This window comes from Mycobacterium simulans (assembly GCF_900232995.1).
GTDB classification, from domain to species: Bacteria; Actinomycetota; Actinomycetes; order Mycobacteriales; family Mycobacteriaceae; genus Mycobacterium; species Mycobacterium simulans.
Genome location: NZ_OCVX01000003.1, coordinates 974,256 through 994,094 on the forward strand (window position 1 = coordinate 974,256; position 19,839 = coordinate 994,094).

The 19,839-nt window shown below is 64.7% G+C and carries 16 protein-coding genes, 2 pseudogenes and 1 riboswitch; of the genes and pseudogenes, 9 read left to right on the forward strand and 9 right to left on the reverse strand.

The window, feature by feature from the left end:
* Positions 1–15 precede the first annotated feature (15 nt).
* On the forward strand, positions 16–1,080 hold the full coding sequence (gene ag85C, locus MSIMFI_RS05135) for a diacylglycerol acyltransferase/mycolyltransferase Ag85C (protein WP_191496388.1): 1,065 nt from the start codon (positions 16–18) through the stop codon (positions 1,078–1,080).
* A gap of 67 nt (positions 1,081–1,147) precedes the next feature.
* Here the strand turns inward: ag85C and MSIMFI_RS05140 are convergent, their stop codons facing one another.
* The 5 genes from MSIMFI_RS05140 to MSIMFI_RS05160 all read right to left on the reverse strand — a co-directional run bounded on the left by MSIMFI_RS05140 (position 1,148) and on the right by MSIMFI_RS05160 (position 6,807).
* Positions 1,148–1,828, reverse strand: a complete 681-nt coding sequence (locus MSIMFI_RS05140) for a YoaK family protein (RefSeq protein WP_191496389.1) — start codon at positions 1,826–1,828, stop codon at positions 1,148–1,150.
* A gap of 48 nt (positions 1,829–1,876) precedes the next feature.
* The gene (locus tag MSIMFI_RS05145; RefSeq protein WP_191496390.1) at positions 1,877–3,271 is read right to left on the reverse strand and encodes a maltokinase N-terminal cap-like domain-containing protein; all 1,395 of its coding nucleotides are present in this window, start codon (positions 3,269–3,271) and stop codon (positions 1,877–1,879) included.
* Positions 3,268–5,064, reverse strand: coding sequence for a maltose alpha-D-glucosyltransferase (gene treS / locus MSIMFI_RS05150; protein WP_191496391.1), 1,797 nt, complete (start codon positions 5,062–5,064; stop codon positions 3,268–3,270). Before treS ends, MSIMFI_RS05145 begins: the two co-directional genes overlap by 4 nt.
* Positions 5,065–5,171: 107 nt before the next feature.
* On the reverse strand, positions 5,172–6,224 hold the full coding sequence (locus MSIMFI_RS05155) for a S1C family serine protease (protein ID WP_186241093.1): 1,053 nt from the start codon (positions 6,222–6,224) through the stop codon (positions 5,172–5,174).
* Between the two features lie 121 nt (positions 6,225–6,345).
* Positions 6,346–6,807 (reverse strand): nuclear transport factor 2 family protein, encoded by a 462-nt coding sequence (locus tag MSIMFI_RS05160; protein ID WP_191496392.1) that lies wholly within the window; start codon positions 6,805–6,807, stop codon positions 6,346–6,348.
* 190 nt (positions 6,808–6,997) lie between these two features.
* On the opposite strand from MSIMFI_RS05160, the pseudogene MSIMFI_RS29560 reads away from it, so the two are divergent.
* The 5 genes and pseudogenes from MSIMFI_RS29560 to MSIMFI_RS05180 form a co-directional block, all read left to right on the forward strand.
* Positions 6,998–7,219: pseudogene (locus tag MSIMFI_RS29560) on the forward strand (PE family protein); the annotation flags it as partial.
* 81 nt (positions 7,220–7,300) lie between these two features.
* Positions 7,301–7,656 (forward strand): annotated as a pseudogene (locus tag MSIMFI_RS29565) (PGRS repeat-containing protein); the annotation flags it as partial.
* 350 nt (positions 7,657–8,006) lie between these two features.
* Positions 8,007–8,414 (forward strand): TIGR03668 family PPOX class F420-dependent oxidoreductase, encoded by a 408-nt coding sequence (locus MSIMFI_RS05170; RefSeq protein ID WP_191496394.1) that lies wholly within the window; start codon positions 8,007–8,009, stop codon positions 8,412–8,414.
* Between the two features lie 127 nt (positions 8,415–8,541).
* Entirely contained in the window at positions 8,542–10,701 is a 2,160-nt protein-coding gene (locus MSIMFI_RS05175; protein WP_191496395.1) for an elongation factor G-like protein EF-G2, read from the forward strand.
* Between the two features lie 6 nt (positions 10,702–10,707).
* Positions 10,708–11,175 (forward strand): DUF2231 domain-containing protein, encoded by a 468-nt coding sequence (locus MSIMFI_RS05180; protein ID WP_191496396.1) that lies wholly within the window; start codon positions 10,708–10,710, stop codon positions 11,173–11,175.
* A gap of 6 nt (positions 11,176–11,181) precedes the next feature.
* Here MSIMFI_RS05180 and MSIMFI_RS05185 read toward each other — a convergent pair whose 3' ends face one another.
* A complete protein-coding gene (locus tag MSIMFI_RS05185) occupies positions 11,182–12,732 on the reverse strand; it encodes a FadD7 family fatty acid--CoA ligase (RefSeq protein ID WP_191496397.1) in 1,551 nt (516 codons plus the stop codon).
* A gap of 198 nt (positions 12,733–12,930) precedes the next feature.
* Here MSIMFI_RS05185 and oxc point away from each other — a divergent pair, with 198 nt between their 5' ends.
* Positions 12,931–14,637, forward strand: coding sequence for an oxalyl-CoA decarboxylase (gene oxc / locus MSIMFI_RS05190; RefSeq protein WP_263597330.1), 1,707 nt, complete (start codon positions 12,931–12,933; stop codon positions 14,635–14,637).
* On the opposite strand, the gene MSIMFI_RS05195 is transcribed toward oxc, so the two are convergent.
* A complete protein-coding gene (locus tag MSIMFI_RS05195) occupies positions 14,634–15,566 on the reverse strand; it encodes a LysR family transcriptional regulator (protein ID WP_191496399.1) in 933 nt (310 codons plus the stop codon). The genes oxc and MSIMFI_RS05195 overlap by 4 nt on opposite strands.
* Positions 15,567–15,801: 235 nt before the next feature.
* Between MSIMFI_RS05195 and MSIMFI_RS05200 the strand changes: the two genes are divergently transcribed.
* The gene (locus MSIMFI_RS05200; RefSeq protein WP_191496400.1) at positions 15,802–16,557 is read left to right on the forward strand and encodes a L,D-transpeptidase; all 756 of its coding nucleotides are present in this window, start codon (positions 15,802–15,804) and stop codon (positions 16,555–16,557) included.
* A 122-nt stretch (positions 16,558–16,679) separates the two neighbouring features.
* Here MSIMFI_RS05200 and MSIMFI_RS05205 read toward each other — a convergent pair whose 3' ends face one another.
* Positions 16,680–18,356 (reverse strand): NRAMP family divalent metal transporter, encoded by a 1,677-nt coding sequence (locus tag MSIMFI_RS05205; protein ID WP_191496401.1) that lies wholly within the window; start codon positions 18,354–18,356, stop codon positions 16,680–16,682.
* A gap of 104 nt (positions 18,357–18,460) precedes the next feature.
* Positions 18,461–18,649, reverse strand: coding sequence for a hypothetical protein (locus tag MSIMFI_RS05210; RefSeq protein WP_186241082.1), 189 nt, complete (start codon positions 18,647–18,649; stop codon positions 18,461–18,463).
* A 239-nt stretch (positions 18,650–18,888) separates the two neighbouring features.
* Positions 18,889–19,062, reverse strand: a riboswitch (M-box (ykoK) riboswitch).
* A 57-nt stretch (positions 19,063–19,119) separates the two neighbouring features.
* Here MSIMFI_RS05210 and MSIMFI_RS05215 point away from each other — a divergent pair.
* Positions 19,120–19,785 carry an O-methyltransferase gene (locus MSIMFI_RS05215; RefSeq protein ID WP_191496402.1) on the forward strand — a complete coding sequence of 222 codons (666 nt, stop codon included), beginning with the start codon at positions 19,120–19,122 and terminating at the stop codon, positions 19,783–19,785.
* Positions 19,786–19,839: the final 54 nt, after the last annotated feature.

Consider the following 19,839-nt stretch of genomic DNA (forward strand, 5'->3'; position numbering starts at 1 on the left):
GGGATGGGTGGAACTATGTCGTTCTTGACAGAGGTGCCGAGGTTGCGTTGCGCAGCGGCCAGTGCGCCGCGCCGGCTGGCTATCGTGGCTATCGGGGCTGCCCTGTTGACCGGGCTCGTCAGCGCCGTCGGCGGTTCGGCGACCGCGGGAGCATTCTCCCGGCCGGGCCTCCCGGTGGAATACCTCCAGGTGCCGTCGCCGTCGATGGGCCGCAACATCAAGGTCCAGTTTCAGGGTGGCGGGCCGCACGCGGTCTATATGCTCGACGGCCTTCGCGCACAGGACGACTACAGCGGCTGGGACATCAACACCCCGGCCTTCGAGGAGTACTACCAGTCCGGCCTATCGGTGGTCATGCCCGTCGGCGGCCAGTCCAGTTTCTACAGCGACTGGTACCAGCCTTCGTCGGGTAACGGCCAAAACTACACCTACAAGTGGGAGACCTTCCTGACCCGGGAGATGCCCGCCTGGCTGCAGGCCAACAAGGGCCTTTCGCCGACCGGCAATGCGGCAGTGGGGCTTTCGATGTCCGGCGGCTCATCGCTGATCCTCGCCGCGTACTACCCGCAACAGTTCCCGTACGCAGCGTCATTGTCAGGCTTCCTCAACCCATCCGAGGGCTGGTGGCCGACGCTGATCGGCCTGGCGATGAACGACTCGGGCGGCTACAGCGCCAACAGTATGTGGGGCCCGTCAAGCGATCCGGCCTGGAAGCGCAACGACCCGATGGTTCAGATTCCGCGCCTGGTGGCCAACAACACCCGGATCTGGGTCTACTGCGGTAATGGCACACCGAGCGACTTGGGTGGCGACAACATGCCGGCGAAGTTCCTGGAAGGCCTCACACTGCGCACCAACCAAACCTTCAAGGACACCTACCAGGCTTCGGGTGGACGAAACGGCGTGTTCAACTTCCCGACCAATGGGACACACTCGTGGCCCTACTGGAACCAACAGCTGGTCGCCATGAAGCCCGACATCCTGCAGGTGCTCAACGCCGCACCCGCAGCACCCGCCCCGGCCGCCCCGGCTGCCCCGGCTGCCCCGGCACCAGCCCTCACCCCGGTCGGACCCGCCTGAGATAACCCAGCCAGCATCGGCAGCAGCGCAACGGCCAGCGCTGCTGCCGATGTTCTTTTGCCGGTGGCTAACGCAACAAACCTCGCCGGTCGGCGTGGAAATAGGTGTAACCCGTTGTCGCAGCGCAAATGATCGAGGCGACCGCCAGCATCTGGGATCCGGTGACCATCACGCTGATGGCGCCGCCGACGGCGGCGCCCACGGTGAAACTGGCCTGGAGCAGGAAGTACCCGAGCCAGTCCTCCACTTTGCCGCCGGCGATGTGGCGCTCGATACCCTGGCCCATCTTGACCAAGGTGCCGGTCACATAGCTCAACGGGACCGACACCTCGCCGTCTTTGACGAACGAGGTGTTCAACGCGCCAATACCGAAGACCACGAACAGGATCGGCACGAAATCAACCATGCCCTCGTCCCAGCCACCAACGACGATGTCAAGCGCCGTGGCGAACACCAGACAGAACGTGGTCAGCACGGTCGGCCCGTGCGGATGCGCCACCCAGAAATGGCGGCGGCACACCGACGCGATCACCACGCCGGCAACGAAACACACAATGAGCAACGATGCGGTAATCGACATCCACACATCGTCACGGAAGACGCCCAACACTGCGCGCTGCGAATTCCCGGTCATGAAGGTCACGAAGTATCCGGCGGAGTGAGTGAATGCAGTTGCCCCCAATACGCCGGCCAGCCCCGCCAGCACCCAGGACAATCTCGCCTCGCTGTCGTAGATCTCCTTTTGCACACGAGCATGCTGCCAGACACTCGCGGTGTGTGCCGGCCGAGCGGCCAGCTAGGCCGTCAGGCGCGCGATCGACCGCAGCGGAATCGGCAACCAGGTCGGCCGGTGCCGCGACTCATACCCCGTCTCATAGACGGCCTTGTCGAGTTCGTATGCGGCCAGCAGCAACGCCGAATCTCGCGGGTCGATGCCGGAGGCGGCCGCATAGCCGTCGCAGAACGCGGTGCGGTTGCGCTCGACCCATTCCCGGGCGCGGGCGGCCAGTTGCTTGTCGCTGCCCTGGTCCACCAGCGGCCCGTAGGCCGCGTATTCGAACGAGCGCAATACGCCGGCCACGTCCCGCAGTGGCGAATCCGGTGCTCGCCGTTCGTCGAGGGGCTGACCAGGCTCACCTTCGAAGTCGATCAGCAGCCAGCTCTCCGGAGTGCGCAGTACTTGTCCGAGATGCAGATCCCCGTGCACCCGCTGAACGGTGATCGTTTCACCCGCGAGCTTGCCGAATCGTTCTTCGATGGTGGTGAAATACTCCCTCAGTTCGGGCACCGCCGCCGCGGCCGACGACAACCTGGCCAGCACATGGTCCACGGGAAACTCCGCCTGCGCCGTTCCGAGGCGGTCGGCCAGGGTGGCGTGCACCGATGCGACCGCTTCGCCAAGCCGATAGGACTCTCCGGCGAAGTCCCCGCCGACCTCGTGGGCGTACAGGTCGCCTTCGGCGAACAGGTCACGAACGCTGGCGGTGGCCATCGCCCAGCCTTCGGCGGCATTGGCTGCGAACGCCGTCGCCATACCCAGCGGACACACCGCGTCAGGATCTGCACCGGATCCGCCATCCCGCCAAGCGATCTCGTAGCTGCCGAGCAGCCGGGCCACATGCGGGTTGCCGGCCCGGCCAAGCACCCGGTTGAGCTCGATATCCGGATTGATCCCGCGGCTGACCCGGCGGAACACCTTGAAGATGGCCGCCGGTGCGCGATCGAATATCACGCTGGTGTTGCTCTGCTCGGCATCTGATACTCGGGGAAACGCTTCCAGCGGGAGCTCGACGTCTGGCTCCCTGGCAAACGTCACCTCGGCGTCGGACGAACCGCGGACCGCCGACGAATCGATCAGCGACAGCAGATACTGGGCGGACGCGCCGTCATACAGCGCGTCGAAAGCGGTGTGATCGTCAGCGGAGCCAATGGTGGCCAGCGCACTGTACTCGGAGACCGGTTCGGAATCCCACCCGACGATCACCTGGTACCGCTCCGCGGAGCCGTCGGTATAGCCGACGTCGACTAGCACGAGGTCCAGATCATCTCGCAATTGCACCACTACGCCGGGCGCGGCGGACGACAGTTCGCGGTTGCGTCCCGCATACCACCGTTGCTGCGGAAGCCATTCTGACCAGGGCAACTTGGCTGACAGCGTGGCGTGCTCTGGATCGTCGCCGGGGCGGGTCATTGCTCCTCCTCGGATGCGGACAACTGGAACCAGTAGAACCCGTGTCCTGGAAGTGTCAGTAGGTACGGCAGGTGCCCGATACGTGGAAACTCGACCTGCCCGGTCAACTCGACGGGTGTGTAGTTGTTCCACTGCTGCAGGTTCAGTTCGATGGGCTGGGGGAACCGCGACAGGTTGTTGACGCACAGCACCACGTCACGCTCGGCACCGTCGTTAGCTCGGGTTTCTCGCACAAACGCGAGGACCGACGGGTTAGACCCACCCAGTTCGTCGAATGACCCGACGGCGAACGCGGCGTGGCGGCGCCGCACGGCGAGCATGGTGCGGGTCCAGTTGAGCAACGATGTCGAGGTGTCGCGTTGCGCCTCGACGTTGACGGCCTGGTAGCCGTAGACCGGGTCTTGGCTCGGCGGCAGGGAGAGCCGGCCCGGGGTGGCGGTGGAGAATCCGGCGTTGCGGTCCGGTGTCCACTGCATCGGAGTCCGCACTCCATCGCGGTCCCCGAGCCAGATGACGTCACCCATGCCGATTTCGTCGCCGTAATACAACACCGGCGAGCCGGGCAGCGAAAGTAGTAGTGCGGTGAACAACTGCATCTGATTGCGGTCGTTTTCCAGCAGCGGCGCCAGGCGGCGGCGGATTCCGACATTCGCCTTCATCCGCGGATCCTTGGCGTACTCCGAATACATGTAGTCACGTTCTTCGTCGGTGACCATTTCCAACGTCAACTCGTCATGGTTGCGCAGGAAGATTCCCCACTGAGCCATTTCCGGGATGGGCGGCGTCTGCGCCAGGATCTCCGAGATCGGAAACCGCGATTCGCGGCGGACCGCCATGAAGATGCGCGGCATCAGCGGGAAGTGAAAGGCCATGTGGCATTCGTCGCCGCCGGTGCTGGCTTCGCCGAAATACTCGACGACATCGGCTGGCCACTGGTTGGCCTCGGCCAGCAGCACCCGGCCCGGGAATTCGTCGTCCACCACCTTGCGGACGCGCTTGAGGAAGGCGTGCGTCTCGGGCAGGTTCTCGCAGTTGGTGCCCTCCCGTTCGAAGAGGTATGGCACCGCGTCCAGACGAAACCCGTCGATCCCCAGGCCGAGCCAGAAGCGCAGGACATCGATCATCGCCTCCTGCACGGCCGGGTTGTCGTAATTCAGGTCCGGCTGGTGGGAGAAGAACCGGTGCCAATAAAACTGGCGGCGAACCGGATCGAACGTCCAGTTCGATTCTTCGGTGTCGACGAAGATGATCCGGGCGTCGGTGTACTTCTCGCTGGTGTCGCTCCAGACGTAGTACTCACCGTAGGGTCCGTCGGGGTCGTGACGTGACTCCTGGAACCACGGGTGCGACTCGGAGGTGTGATTCATCACCAGGTCGGTGATGACCCGGATGCCACGCCGGTGTGCGGCGTCGACGAGTGCGACGAAGTCGTCGACGGTCCCGAATTCGGCCAGCACCTTGTAGAAGTCCCGGATGTCATAGCCACCGTCACGCAGCGGTGAGTCATAAAACGGCGGCAGCCAGATGCAGTCGATGCCGAGCCACTGCAGATAGTCCAGGCGGTCGATAAGTCCACGCAGGTCACCGGAACCGTCCGCGCTGGCATCGAAGAACGCCCGTACCAGCACCTCGTAGAACACCGCGTGCTTGAACCAGGTCGGGTCCGCGGGCAAGATGGCCGCGTTGCCGAAGTCCTCGGCAGTCGGATGCTCGACCACGCCTCCTTCGACGTGACTGCCCTCTGCGGGATGGTGCTCTGGATCCTGCCTGAAGGCGTCCCCCTCGTCGTTCATCGATTCCACGATGCCATGGGTACCCGAGGTGCGACTATCGGAATCACGCCCGGAACAAGCTATGAATCACGCCTGGCACCAAACGAATTGGCTCACAGGAGGGCAGGTTAGGCCGGCGGCCCCTCCGCCAAGGTCACGTTCTCGGTGCGCGCAACGCCCGACTTGGATGTCCAGCTAATCGAGACCACGTCCCCGGGGTGGTGCGGAGTGAGCGCATCCGACATCGCGGTGGCCGAGTTGATCGGCACGCCGTCGATCGCGGTGATCACGTCACCGTTGGAGATCCCGACGGACGCGGCGGGAGCGCTGCCCACCACGCGTTGCACCTTCGCGCCGTTGCCGTTGTTGTCGACAACGCCGAGGCCGAGGAAGGCCGTTGGTCCAACATGCACGGTGGGCGATCCGCCGCCAGACCGGATCTGGCCGGCGACCGACATCGCCTGACCTATCGGGATGGCAAAGCCCTGCCCGCCCTGGGACAGCTGGAAGTTTTCGGAAGCGGCCGTGTTGATGCCGACCACCTGCCCAGCATTGTTGACGACCGGCCCACCCGAGTCGCCGGGCTGGATCGCGGCGTCGAATTGGATCAACCCGTTCAGCGTTTCTTCGGCGCCGGTAAGGGCGTCGGATGCCTGTACGGTCTGGCCGACAGCAACCACCTTGCCGGCCAGCGCACGCGGCGTTCCGCCTTGCCCACCGGTGTTGCCCATGGCCACGACCGGCTCGCCCACCGTGACCCCACCACCGATCGCGGCGCTGGGCAGGCCACCGGCACCACGAAGCTGCAGCACCGCAATGTCTTGGGAGCGGTCGTAACCCACGACGTCGACGCCATAGGTTCGGCCGTCGGCGACACTGAACGCGCTGATGTCGGTGGCGCCAGAGATCACGTGATTATTGGTCAGCACGACGCCGTTGGGATCGATGACGATGCCCGTACCGGCTCCTACCGCGTTGTTGTAGCCCAGTTTGGTGTTGATATTGACCACCTGCGGGCCCACCTGGGCGACGGCGGCTACGGGGTCGAGTGGCAGCGCCGGGAAGTTCTTGACCGGGGCTGCCTGCGCGGGCACCGGCGGCGTGGCCAGACCAACGCCAAGCACCGCAAGCACGGCCACCAACCATGTCCACCTGAGCGAACGGTGGCGCGATTTGCTCATCCCGTAACCTCCTGCGTCGGGGTAAGAGTCGGAATAGTCCCAGCCCTTGGGGTCCGGGCGGCGTAACTTTACCTATCCACCGTAGTCCAGATCGCGATCGAAGTCGCTTGGTAAGCCCCCGTCAGGCCCCGGGTCCCGGCGGGACCGGCGTAATGGGATACCTGAGGTGGTGGCTGAGGTTGCCGACCATGTCGATGAGGGTGAGGTCCCGATACGAGAAGCGCCACTGGCCGTCGACGCGTTCGAAATGGTCGTGGTAGCGGCCGGCGACAATCGGCTGCAGCGGCAGCTCTTCGGTTTGCTGTAGCACCGTGTAGTAACTGCGGCAACGTGCGGTACCAGCGTCCTCGTCGACCTCGACGATCGGATTGCTGACCAGGTGCTTGGTTCGCGGCGTTCCGTCCGGATAGAGCACAATCAACGACTTCCAGATGTCTAGCAGCCGCGCCGCGTCAATGGTTTCGTCCGCACCGATCCGGATCCGTGCGTGCTCGAAGAGCGCGGCCGCCGCCGCCAAGTCGCCGCCGTCGATGCATTCGGCATAGCGATACAGGAGATTGGCGATCTGTGTCTCCGCCGGCATGACGCCAACCTAATCAAAACCGATCAGCGAACCGCAGGCATGTCGGCTGACCATTGGCCAGGTCAGAGGTTGGTTTGCATATTGGGAAAACTCGGTCAATTTGCCGAGGGTCGCGATAGAGTCCTGCTCGCCATTGGTCGCTGGCGGGCCGGGCAGTCTCCGGCTTGTCATGAGCTGCAGGAGGATTCACATGTCGTTTGTGATCGCGGCACCGGAGACGCTGGTCGCGGCGGCGACGGATTTGCGGAGTATCGCTTCGGCGATCAGCGCGGCCAACGCCGCGGCGGCCGCCCCAACGATCAGTGTGCTGCCCGCAGCCGTCGATCAGGTGTCGGCGGGCATCGCGGCGCTGTTTTCCTCGCACGCCCAGGGATATCAGACCCTCAGCGCGCAGGCCACAGCGTTTCATCAGCAGTTTGCGCAGGCCTTACATGATGCCGCGGGCTGGTATGCGACTGCAGAGGCCACCAACACCTCACCGCTACAGACTTTGCTGGGCGCGGTGAATGCGCCCACCCAGGCGCTATTGGGACGGCCGCTGATCGGCAACGGGGCCAACGGGGCCCCCGGAACCGGGCAGGACGGTGCCCCGGGCGGGATCTTGTTCGGCAACGGCGGGGCCGGAGGGTCCGGCGGCGGCTCGCATCTCGCCGGAGGCAATGGCGGGGCCGCCGGGCTGATCGGCAATGGCGGGGCCGGTGGGGCCGGTGCGAGCGGCGCTACCGTCGGGGCCGGCGGTAATGGTGGCGCTGGCGGGTTGCTGTTCGGCACCGGTGGCGCGGGAGGCATCGGCGGGTCGCTGCCCATCGGAGCCACAACGGGGTCGGCGGAGTCGGGGGGGGGGGGGGGGGCGGCCGGCCGGTTCGTTCCCCTCTTTTTTTCCCCACTCGCCCGTCCCGCCCCACTCCCTTTGTGCGATTCTGCTGTGCCGCCGAGCCGTCACAAAAAAAAATAGCTGAGCCGCGACTGCGCGTCTACACGAGACTTCGCCAGCACCACTAATCTACCTCTGCAGCGGGGGCAACGGTGGCAACGCAGGCACTGGCGCAACGATGGGCAGCCCCGGCACCGGCGGCAACGGAGGTCAGCTGCTCGGCGAGGACGGGATGAACGGGTCGACATAATCGGCGGGCGGCAACGATAATCGGTGGGCGGCTACGTCACCAGGCAGACCACACCTCCCGCTCTAAGCTGACCCGGTGGCCGAATTCGACCCGAAGGTCAGGTTCACCCAGGCCCTGGTGGCACGACTGGCCACCATCACGCCCGACGGCATGCCGCACCTGGTTCCAGTGGTATTTGCCGTAGACCACGACGTCGTCTACACCGCCGTCGACGCCAAGCCGAAAACAACACAACGGCTGCGCCGTCTGACCAACATCGAGACCAATCCCCAGGCCAGCGTGCTCGTCGACCACTACGCCGATGATTGGACGCAATTGTGGTGGGTTCGGGTCGACGGCATCGCCGCGATCCATCGCGACGGCGAAGCGATGCACACCGGATACCGACTGCTGCGCGCCAAATACCCTCAGTACCAATCAGTTCCGTTGAACGGGCCGGTAATCGCGGTCGCCGTACGCCGCTGGTCCAGCTGGCACGCCTGACACGGGCGATATCGGCCCGGGCCTTGTGTTGCGCGGCGGTTGGGGGAAAAGTTGCTACTGCGTCCTGTGGGCTGGAATACACCGCGTGCGCATCAGCGGGACACCCCGGGGGAACTGGAGGAAAGTCATGGCCGACAGAGCGAGTGCTTCCCAGGGCGCGGGAGCGGCTCCCACCGCGGAGGGTCCGGAATCCGTTCGCAACGTGGTTCTGGTGGGCCCCTCTGGCGGCGGCAAAACCACCCTCGTCGAGGCCCTACTGGTCGCGGGCGGGGTGTTGTCTCGACCGGGCTCAATCGTGGACGGCACCACGGTCTGCGACTTCGACGACGCAGAGATCCGGCAACAGCGCTCGGTTGGCGTCGCGGTGGCCTCGCTGTCGCACGACGGCATCAAGGTCAACATCGTCGACACCCCGGGCTACGCCGACTTCGTGGGTGAACTGCGCGCCGGGTTGCGGGCCGCGGACTGTGCGCTGTTCGTGATCGCGGCAAACGAGGGTGTCGACGAGCCAACCAAGTCGCTGTGGCAGGAATGCAGCCAGGTCGGCATGCCGCGAGCGGTGGTGATCACCAAACTCGACCACGCTCGGGCGAACTACCCGGAGGCACTGGCCGCCGCGCAAGACGCGTTCGGGGACAAGGTTTTACCACTGTACCTGCCCACCGGTGACGGCCTGATCGGGTTGCTGTCGCAAACCCAGTACACGTACTCCGGCGGCAAGCGGGCCGAGGGGCCCCCGAACTCATCGGAAGCCGATCGCATTGAGGAGGCGCGCGGCAGCCTGATCGAAGGAATCATCGAAGAGTCCGAGGACGAGTCGTTGATGGAGCGCTACCTCGGCGGTGAAGCGATAGACGAAGCGGTGTTGATTCAGGATCTGGAAAAGGCCGTTGCGCACGCCTCGTTTTTCCCGGTGATCCCGGTGTGCAGCAGCACCGGTGTCGGAACCCTGGAATTGCTGGAGGTGGCCACCCGCGGATTTCCCTCGCCGATGGAACACCCACTGCCAGAGGTCTTTACACCGCAGGGCGCTGCGCATGCCGAGTTGGCCTGCGACGTTGACGCACCCTTGCTGGCAGAGGTCGTGAAGACGACGTCCGACCCGTACGTCGGCAGGGTCAGCCTGGTGCGGGTGTTTTCCGGAACCATCCGGCCGGACGCGACGGTTCATGTGTCGGGCCATTTCTCATCCTTTTTCGGGGAAGGCAACGGCAATGGCGGCGGGGCGGCCCATACCCATCCCGACCATGACGAAGACGAGCGCATCGGAGTCCTGTCGTTCCCGCTCGGCAAGCAGCAGCGTCCAGCCCCAGCAGTGGTTGCGGGTGACATCTGTGCGATCGGCAAACTGAGCCGGGCCGAGACCGGCGACACGCTGTCGGACAGGTCCGAACCGCTGGTCCTCAAACCCTGGACCATGCCGGAGCCCCTGCTGCCGATCGCTATTCAGGCACACGCCAAGACCGACGAGGACAAGTTGTCGGTGGGGTTGGGTCGGCTGGCCGCCGAAGACCCGACACTGCGGATCGAGCAGAACCAGGAGACCCATCAGGTCGTGCTCTGGTGCATGGGCGAGGCCCACGCCGGCGTTGTCCTCGATGCACTGGCCAATCGATACGGCGTCACCGTCGACACGGTCGAGCTCCGGGTACCGCTGCGGGAAACCCTCGGCGGCCACGCGAAAGGCCATGGCCGTCACATCAAGCAGTCCGGCGGGCACGGCCAGTACGCGGTCTGCGACATCGAGGTCGAACCGCTGCCGGAGGGCGCCGGCTTCGAATTCCTCGACAAGGTGGTCGGCGGAGCCGTGCCGCGGCAATTCATACCCAGCGTGGAGAAGGGCGTCCGCGCCCAGATGGAAAAGGGGGTGCACGCCGGCTATCCGGTGGTCGACATCCGGGTCACATTGCTCGACGGTAAGGCGCACAGCGTCGACTCCTCGGATTTCGCGTTCCAGATGGCCGGTTCGCTGGCGTTGCGGGAAGCGGCAGCCGCGACGAAGGTGATCCTGCTCGAGCCGATCGACGAGATCTCGGTGCTGGTGCCCGACGATTACGTCGGCGCGGTGATGGGTGACCTGTCCGGTCGCCGTGGCCGGGTACTCGGTACCGACACTGCCGGTCACGAACGCACGGTGGTCAAGGCCGAGGTGCCCCAGGTCGAATTGACCCGGTACGCAATCGACTTGCGTTCACTGGCACACGGGGCTGCGTCATTCACCCGTTCGTTCGCGCGCTATGAGCCCATGCCCGAATCCGCCGCGGCCAAGGTGAAGACAACCGCGTAGGAACTCATGTCGACGGTCAACGGGCTTCCGGCGCACATCCTGCTCAACCATGTGGTCGTTGTCCTAGGCCCGCTGGCAGCGATCCTCGCGATCCTCTGCGCGGTGTGGCCAGCCGCCCGACGCAGGCTCATCTGGCTGGTCCTGGTGCTCAGCGCTGTCACGCTGATCGTGACCCCCCTGACCACCAGCTCCGGTGGGTGGCTAGCGGGAAAGATCGGGAACTCACCCGCGATCGACAGCCATGCCAGGCTCGGCGACACCCTGGTCTACATCATCGCGACACTCGTAGCCGCGGTCACCGTGCTGGCCGCCGTGCACCTGCACCAGGCACGCGGGCGTACCGTGAAATCCGCTGCGCACGTGGTGGTCGCGGTCTTGGTTATCGCTACCGCGGCCGCCACGCTGGTGCAGACCTATCGCGTCGGCGAATCCGGTGCCCGCGCCGCGTGGGGCTCACTCGCATCGTCGCAGTAACCGCGCTTACTGGCCGCCGAACTGCTGCGCCACCGCGCGGCGGTCGAGCGAACCTTTGGCGGTATGCGGCAACTCGGCCGTCACCTCAAAGCTGGCGGGAATCTCGAAGGGCGCCAACCGGTCCCGGCAGAACGCCGTCAGTTCCTCCGGTGTCGGGGCCGTCTCGCGGGGCACGATTGCCGACGCGACCGCCTCCCCGTAGATCGGGTGCGGGACCCCGAACACCGCCGCCTCCATGACGTTGGGATGGCTGGCCAGGATTCCCTCGACGCGCTCGGGCGAGATCTTCTCACCCCCCCGGTTGATGAGTTCCTTGATCCGGCCGCGGATGCTCAGGTCACCGGCCGCCGACAGTGACCCCAGATCACCGGTACGCAGCCAACCGTCGGTGAAGTTCGCAGCGGTAATCTTCGGGTCGCCCAGGTAGCCACGCACGATGGCGCTGCCATGGAGCCAAATCTCCCCGACCGCACCCGTCGGCAACGTCGATCCATCGGGCCCGACGATACGGATCTCAGCTCCGGTTGATTGGCCGACGAGACCGGTTGACTCAGCGGGATTTTCACTTTGATCGAGACCCGTCGTCGTCACTTGGTGAGTGGCTTCGGTCATGCCGAAGGCGCAAACCACGGGCGCGGCGAACTCGGTCTGCAGCGCCTGCGCCGCTTCGGAAGTGAGCGGCGCGCTACAACTGCGGATGAACCGCAGTGCCCGCTTGCGTCCTGACGGTTCAGCTCCGACACGCTCCAGCAGGATCTGGTGAATCGTCGGCACCGCCGTGTACCACGTGGCGCCAACGGCGTCTATGTCGTCCCAGAACGTGTGGGCCGAGAACCGCCCGCCGGCGGGAAGCAACACCGTCCCGCCGGACGCCAGGCTGGACAGCAACGCGGCCATCAAACCGTGGCCGTGGTAGAGCGGCATCACGGCGACAGTCGCGTCCTGGGGGCCCATCCGGTACCCGGCAACAATGGCCCGCACCGAACTGGCGATGTTTCCGTGCGTCCAGGGCACCATTTTGGGAAACCCGGTGGTCCCCCCGGTGAACATGATCATGGCGTCGTCGCGCCGCAGCCCCTCAGGCGCCGAGATGACCGGAGTCGGCTCGGTGACCGCGTCCAAGTGGACCGAGCGCGTGCCGTCGGCGATCGCCACGGCGATCGGCCACCAGCGGACCGTCGGCTCTCCGCTATCGCCGGGACCCTCGCCGTCGGTGAGCACAGCCCGGGCTCCCACAGCCTCGCTGCGGGCGCGCTGGTCGCTGACCGGCAACGCTGGATCCAACGGAACCACAATCAGATCCGCTCGTGATGCCGCCAACAACCCGACGACGAATTCGGCGTTGCTGGCCGTCCGCAACCCCACGCGGTCACCCGGCATCAGGCCGGCTCGCATCAACTGCTGGGCCAGGTCATCGGCTAACCGGATCAACTCCTGGTAGGTGACTGCGATGCGGTCAGCGGTGACAATCAGCGCCGGCGCATCCGGCAACCGGGCCGCCGCTGCCGCCACCAGATCGGCGATACGCGGGCTGGTTGTGATCACGTCTGATGTCATCGCGTGCGCTCCTTCCGTAATAGCTCCCATTGAGCCGCCTACTCGCCGCTACGTCCAATACCCATCCGCTAACGCTTAATAGCCGACAGCTATTGAGCCCGGAATCCGCGGCGTCATCAGGTTCGATAGACGGCGTGAATCGCCGAATAGCGACCCGGTCTTGGACACGGCCTGGATGACCAGACAACAGTAATGACCATGACCACATCGTCGCGACTGACCGACGGATTCCACCTCATGGTGGACGCGCTCAAGGCCAACGACGTCGACACCATCTACGGGGTTGTCGGCATCCCGATCACCGACCTGGCTCGCACCGCCCAAGCGGCGGGGATCCGCTATATCGGCTTCCGCCACGAGACCTCGGCCGGCAATGCGGCCGCGGCCGCCGGGTTCCTCACCCAGCGGCCCGGCGTGTGCCTGACGACGTCCGGCCCCGGTTTTCTCAACGGCCTGCCCGCGCTGGCGAACGCCACTGCGAACTGCTTCCCGATGATCCAGATCTCGGGTTCGAGCCAGCGCCCAATCGTGGACCTGCAGCGCGGCGACTACCAGGACATCGACCAGTTAAACGCGGCTCGACCGTTCGCGAAGGCGGCGTACCGTATCGGCCGGGTCGAGGACATCGGGCTTGGTGTCGCTCGAGCCATTCGCACCGCGATCTCCGGCCGGCCGGGCGGTGTCTACCTCGACATCCCTGGCGAGGTGCTCGGCCAAGCCATGGACGCTCGTGTCGCTGCCGACACTATCTGGCGGCTGGTCGACCCGGCTCCACGCCAGCTACCGGCGCCGGACGCGGTCGATCGCGCCCTGGACGTGCTCGCACAGGCGCAGCGGCCACTGATAGTGCTGGGCAAGGGCGCGGCATACGCACAGGCCGACAACGTGATTCGGGAGTTCGTCGAAAAGACCAGCATTCCCTTCCTACCGATGTCGATGGCCAAAGGGCTGTTGCCCGACTCGCATCCGCAGTCGGCGGCCGCGGCCCGATCGCTGGCGATAGCCCGCGCCGACGCGGTCCTATTGGTCGGAGCCCGGCTGAATTGGCTACTCGGACACGGAGAGTCGCCACAGTGGTCGGCGGACGTCAAATTCATTCAGGTCGATGTCGCAGCGTCGGAATTTGACAGCAACCGGCCGATCGCGGCGCCACTGACCGGCGACATCGGTTCGGTGATGTCGGCCCTGCTGGACGGGGTGTCCACCCATCCGATCATCCCGCCTACGGCGTGGGTGAGGGAGCTCACCGACCGCAAGGCCCGCAATGACAACAAGATGCGGGAGCGGCTGGCCGAAGATCCGCACCCGATGCGGTTTTACAACGCTCTTGGCGCGATTCGCGCTGTGCTGCAACGTAACCCGGATGTGTATGTGGTCAACGAAGGCGCCAACGCGCTGGACCTGGCCCGCAACGTCATCGACATTCAGTTGCCACGACACCGGCTCGACACCGGAACATGGGGCGTGATGGGCATCGGGATGGGCTACTCGATCGCCGCGGCCGTCGAGACCGGACGACCCGTCGTCGCGATCGAAGGTGACAGCGCGTTCGGCTTCAGCGGCATGGAAATCGAAACCATCTGCCGCTACCGGCTGCCGGTCACCGTCGTCATCCTCAACAACGGCGGCGTCTACCGCGGCGACGAGATCGCGACCGGTGCGGCCGCATCCGGAAAGGACCCCGCCCCCACCGTGCTCAACGCCGCGGCGCGGCACGAGCTGATCGCAGAGGCCTTCGGCGGCAAGGGATATCACGTGACCACCCCGACTGAGCTAGAGTCGGCGCTCGCCGAGGCGCTTGCGTCGAACGGCCCCGCGATCATCGACTGCGAACTCGACCCGACCGCGGGAGTGGAAAGCGGACACCTGGCGAACCTGAACCCCACCAGCGCGGCAAAAAGCTAGTGCCGCTGCGCAATCGCTCGTAGCTGCGCGTCGAAGAATTCGTTCAGCTTCAGCCTTTGCGCACACGTGGTGAGCGCGCGCGCCACCGGGGATCCCGGCCCCGCCGCGTTGGTGGCAAGGGCGATTTGGACTTTCACGGGCGGGTCGACCAGCTCGACCGCACGGACCTCGCCGCTTGTCGCCGTCATCCACAACCAGGTGTGTGGCACAATACACGCCGAGTTGCCGGTTACCACCTGTGCAAACAGCGAAGCCACGGAGTCTGTCTCGACCTGGGGGCTGACCGTGATGGCGTGTTCGGCGAAAGCCGCGTCGATGACCTGCCGGTCCGTCATGTCCGGTGTGAGCAAGGCGAGGGGCAGTTGCGCGGCGTCCCGCCACCCCAGCGTCGACACACCGGGCGGCAACATGTCCGCCGGCGACAGCAGCACGAAATGCTCTTCATACAGCGGAACTAGATCCACGTCGATCGAGTCCTCGGGCACGGGATGCACCATGACAGCGTCGAGTTCGAAGTCGCGCAGCCGTCGGTACAACTCGGTGGTTGCCAACCGAGAACTGATGTGCACCTTTGCCAATGGATGTGCCGAACAGAAGGCCTCCAGCACTAGCGACGCCGTCGTCGAGGCGGTCGGAACCGTCCCCAGCCGAAGCGTCCCGGTGATCCCGGACCGCACGGCGTCCACCTCGGCCTTGAACGCATCGTGCTCGGCGAGAATCCGCTTGGCCCACACCACCAGCCGCTCCCCCTCGGGAGTGAGGCCCTCGAAGCTGCGCCCGCGGTTGATCAGGGTGACGTTGAGTTCGCGTTCCAGCTTGGCAATCGCCGACGACAACGCGGGTTGCGACACATAGCACTTCTCGGCGGCCCGGGCGAAGTGCCGCTCCTGGGCGACGGCAACGAAGTACTCCAGCTGACGGAACAGCATCCGCACCTCCCCGGCATTCGGGTACCGATCTCGCTGAGGTTAACGTGTCGCCAACGGCTCGGCAACGACTTGGTTTGCAATGACTTTCGACCAAGCGCGCGGCAGGCGCACCCGGCTACCATGGCGACCAAGCTAAGCCGGGTCGCTGGCTAGCATTGTTTGCTGCGACACCTAACGGGTAGACAGACACTAGGATGCCATTGTGTTGATCGCACCATCTCGAAGGGTGGACGCTATGCCTCGAGCTGTACGTTATCTATTCGTTATGGTGGCGATTACGGTAATGGCCGTGGCAGTGTCCGGTAATCCCGCTACCGGCGCTGTGCCGGTGCCCACGCCGGCCCCCGGCGTCGCTTCGATTTTGCCGGCCAATGGCACGGTGGTGGGCGTGGCACACCCGGTGGTGGTGACATTCACCGCACCCGTGACCAATCGTCGCGCCGTCGAGCGGAGGATCCGCGTCATCTCGCCGAACAACATGACCGGACACTTCGAATGGGTCAATAGCAATGTCGTTCAGTGGGTTCCGGACCACTATTGGCCGGCCCACACCCATGTCTCGGTCGGTGTACAGGAACTGACTGAAGGCTTCGAGACCGGCGACCAGTTGCTTGGTGTTGCCAGCGTCTCCGCACACACCTTTACCGTCAGCAGGAACGGGGAAGTGCTGCGCACAATGCCTGCGTCGTTGGGCAAGCCGAGCCGCCCGACGCCGATCGGTAGCTTCAACGCGATGTCCAAGGAACGCACCGTCGTGATGGACTCGCGGACCATCGGCATCCCGCTGAATTCCCCCGACGGGTACCTGATCACCGCCTCGTACGCGGTCCGCGTCACCTCGAGCGGCGTATACGTGCACTCGGCCCCGTGGTCGGTGAATTCGCAAGGCTACGCCAACGTCAGCCATGGGTGCATCAATCTGAGCCCCGACAACGCCGCGTGGTACTTCAACGCCGTCACTATCGGCGATCCCATCCAGGTGATCGGCTGACCGCAGTCGTGCTCCGGTCGTGGCGACGGTCACACCAATCTCTGCCGAGCAGACGCAAAAGCCCCCAAAACCGTGCCAAAAAGGGTGGTTTTGCGTCTGCTCGCGCAGGTGAGCCGAGCGGTTCAGGACATGCCGGCCTCGACGATCTTGATGACGACCAGCCCAACGGCTAGGGCGAGATAGCCGCGCAGCGTGAATAGACCCGCTCGACGCGCTGGCGACATCACGGGACGGTCCAGGGTGGTCAGGTCAGGGGTGTACCAGTTCGCCCGGTCCTGTTCGCGAAGAGCACGCCGCTCGGCGCGCGTCAGCAGCGGTGTGTGGTCGCCCCGGCGACCCGCGATGATCATCGCGGCGCCGCCAATCACACCGGTCAATGCGCCGGCCACCAGCCCAATCTCAATGGCGGCCGTCGACAGGTTCGGAAAGAACGTCGTCGCAGTCAGCGCTAGCGACAACAGCACCAAGGACCACACGATCGTCCAAGCAACAACGTTCTGCCGCACCGTGTTAGACCATGGGCCCATGACCGCGCGGTCGTTGCAAAGCAGAACCAGGAACACCGTCGCGGACGGCAACAGCACACCGGCGAGCGCTTGCACGCCTTGGGTCACCAACCCGAGGACGTGGTCGGGGCTGAACGCGATGGCGGCCGAAATCGCAAGGAGGGCGGCGTAGCCACCGTAGAACAAGGGAGCTTCGCCGATCTTCCAATGCAGTGAGTGCCGCCTGCCCAGTGCATCACCAACGGCGTAGGTGGTGGCCAGTCCGATAGCGTTCGCTCCGATCAACGATGCATCCAGCAGGATTATCGCGAACAGCGCCCCCACTGTGCTGCCGAGGTGGTTGGCCAGACCGGTAGCGACGGCTCCCGCGTCGGTGAAGTTTCCAGCGTCGGTGGTGCCGGCTAACCCGAACGCGCTGACCGCCATGAGCGCGGTGGCCCCGACCATTACTACCACGATGCCGAGGATCAAATCGGCTCGTGCGTATGGAATCCAGCGCGTGGTGATGCGCTTGTCCACCACGTTGGACTGCTGGAAGAACAGCTGCCACGGGGCAACCGTGGTGCCCACGATCGCCACGATCAACAGCAGCACGGTGGAGTTGAGCCCGTTGGGGAACTGCGGCATCAACCCCCCGACGGTCCCTTTCCACGTCGGATGCACCAGCAGCGTCATTGGGACGATTACCACGTTCACCCCAATCAGCAGGAACATCAGCCTTTCCCACCGCCGGAACGAGCCCCCGGCAACCACAGCGAACAACAACACGGCAGCGGCTGGGATCGCAATGATCTTCGGGCATCCCAAGAACCCCAATGCCATTGATACGCCGATGAATTCGGTGACTATCGTCAATGCGTTGAGCAGCAACAGATCACCGACGCTGAAGGCGCCCCAGAACTTGCCGAATCGCTCAAATATCAGACGCGCGTGCCCAACTCGAGTGACTGCACCCAACCGCAACACCATTTCCTGATTGACATACAACACCGGAATGAGCAATGTCAGCGTCCATAGCAGGGCCATCCCGTAGTTCTGTCCAGCCTGTGCGTAGGTCGCGACGCCACCGGCATCGTTGTCGCCGACCATCACGATCAGGCCCGGCCCAATGATGACCAGCAGTGTCCGCAGCCGTTGCCAACGTCCGCTGATCGCGCCGGTGTCGTCGCGGCTGATGCGGCCGAACGCGCCGACGATGTCGCCGGCGTGCGCCGCGTCCAGCACCGGTTGACCGGATAGAGGCGTGGTAGGCGTCGGCAAGCCACCACGAAGCTGGGTGGAAATTGAGGTCATTGGATTCTCGCTATCTCAACGAGGGAGGGGACAGCGGCGGGCGCGGGGCAAGCGCCCGCCGCTGAGTTGATGGCGGCGAAATGAATCGCGTTCGTTGTGCCGCGCTAGGCGGCGAGCACCGCGATCGGTGTCATTGCCACGTACCGATCGGCCCGGTCCTGCGCCGTCATGTCAAGCGATACGCGCAACTTGTCGGTCAACCGACGACGTATCCGCTGCAGCATCGATTCCCGCCCATTCCTTACACGGATAACACGGTGTGCAGCAATAAAATTCATGGTCATTGTGGTCATGGTCGTCTCCTGCCGGAGGCCCAACCCGGCATGCGTGCGTCATTCCTGCGCGCCAAAACGCGCTCAGGCAAAGGAAAGAATGCCGGAACCGGATCGGGACAAGACGGATTTGGGATAGGGACTATCACTAGGACTCATCTCGCCCTCACCTCCTCTCGGCCAGGACACACGCGGGTGCCACCACAGTCACTGCACGATAGGGATCCGAAAAGGGGGCGAAACGCCCGGCGGTCAACCGCCGAACACCCCACTCGACGGAGCTTCGGCACTGCACGGCGTATCCAGACCATCGTCCGGAAGCCACTTGGGCTCAACCCTTAGGCCGGGAAGAGCTGTCCTGACCCGGGGCGTCTCTCGACGTTCGGGGTCAGTGGCCTGTGTCCATGCAGACGCCTCACCTACCGAGGTGTTTGCGGGTTCCATGCTTACACCCAAAGCTCGCGCACGTCAAACTCGCCTACCCTCAAAGCATGGCCACAACGTTGCAGAGTCACAGCGTCGCAGCGGCACTCGCCCGGATGTATGCCGAGACGAAGAACCAGATGCCAAAGTTGCGCGAGATACACGGCGAACTCGAACGGCTATCGGCAGCAACCTCACAGGAACGGGCCGACGCACTGAGCGAGTTCTACATCCCGGTGACCCCCGAAGCCGGCCAACTGCTGTATGCGCTGGTTCGGGCAACTCGTCCTACGACGGTCGTCGAATTCGGGATGTCCTTCGGTATCTCCGCGATCCATTTGGCTTCGGCCGTGCGCGACAACGGCAACGGCCGGGTGGTGACCACCGAGCTCAGCGGAGCCAAGATCGCCGCCGCGAAGCGGACATTCGGCGAAACCGGGCTGGACGATCTGATCACCATCCTGGAAGGCGATGCGCTTTCCACGTTGGCGAACCTGGACGGTCCGGTCAATTTCGTGCTGCTCGACGGTTGGAAGGACCTGTACCTACCTGTCATCAAGCTGCTGGAGCCGCGATTGTCGCCTGGTGCGTTGATCGTCGCGGACAACGCCGAGGCTGCCGATACACGGTCCTACCTGGACTACGTGCGTAGCCCCGATAACGGCTACGTGAGTTTCAACTTCCCCGCCAGACAAAGCGACAGCATGGAACTCAGCTGCTGGGCAAGCATTTAACCCGAGTTTCGTCAGGCTGGTGTGCATTAGGCGAGTCGATCCAGTGTGAATCGT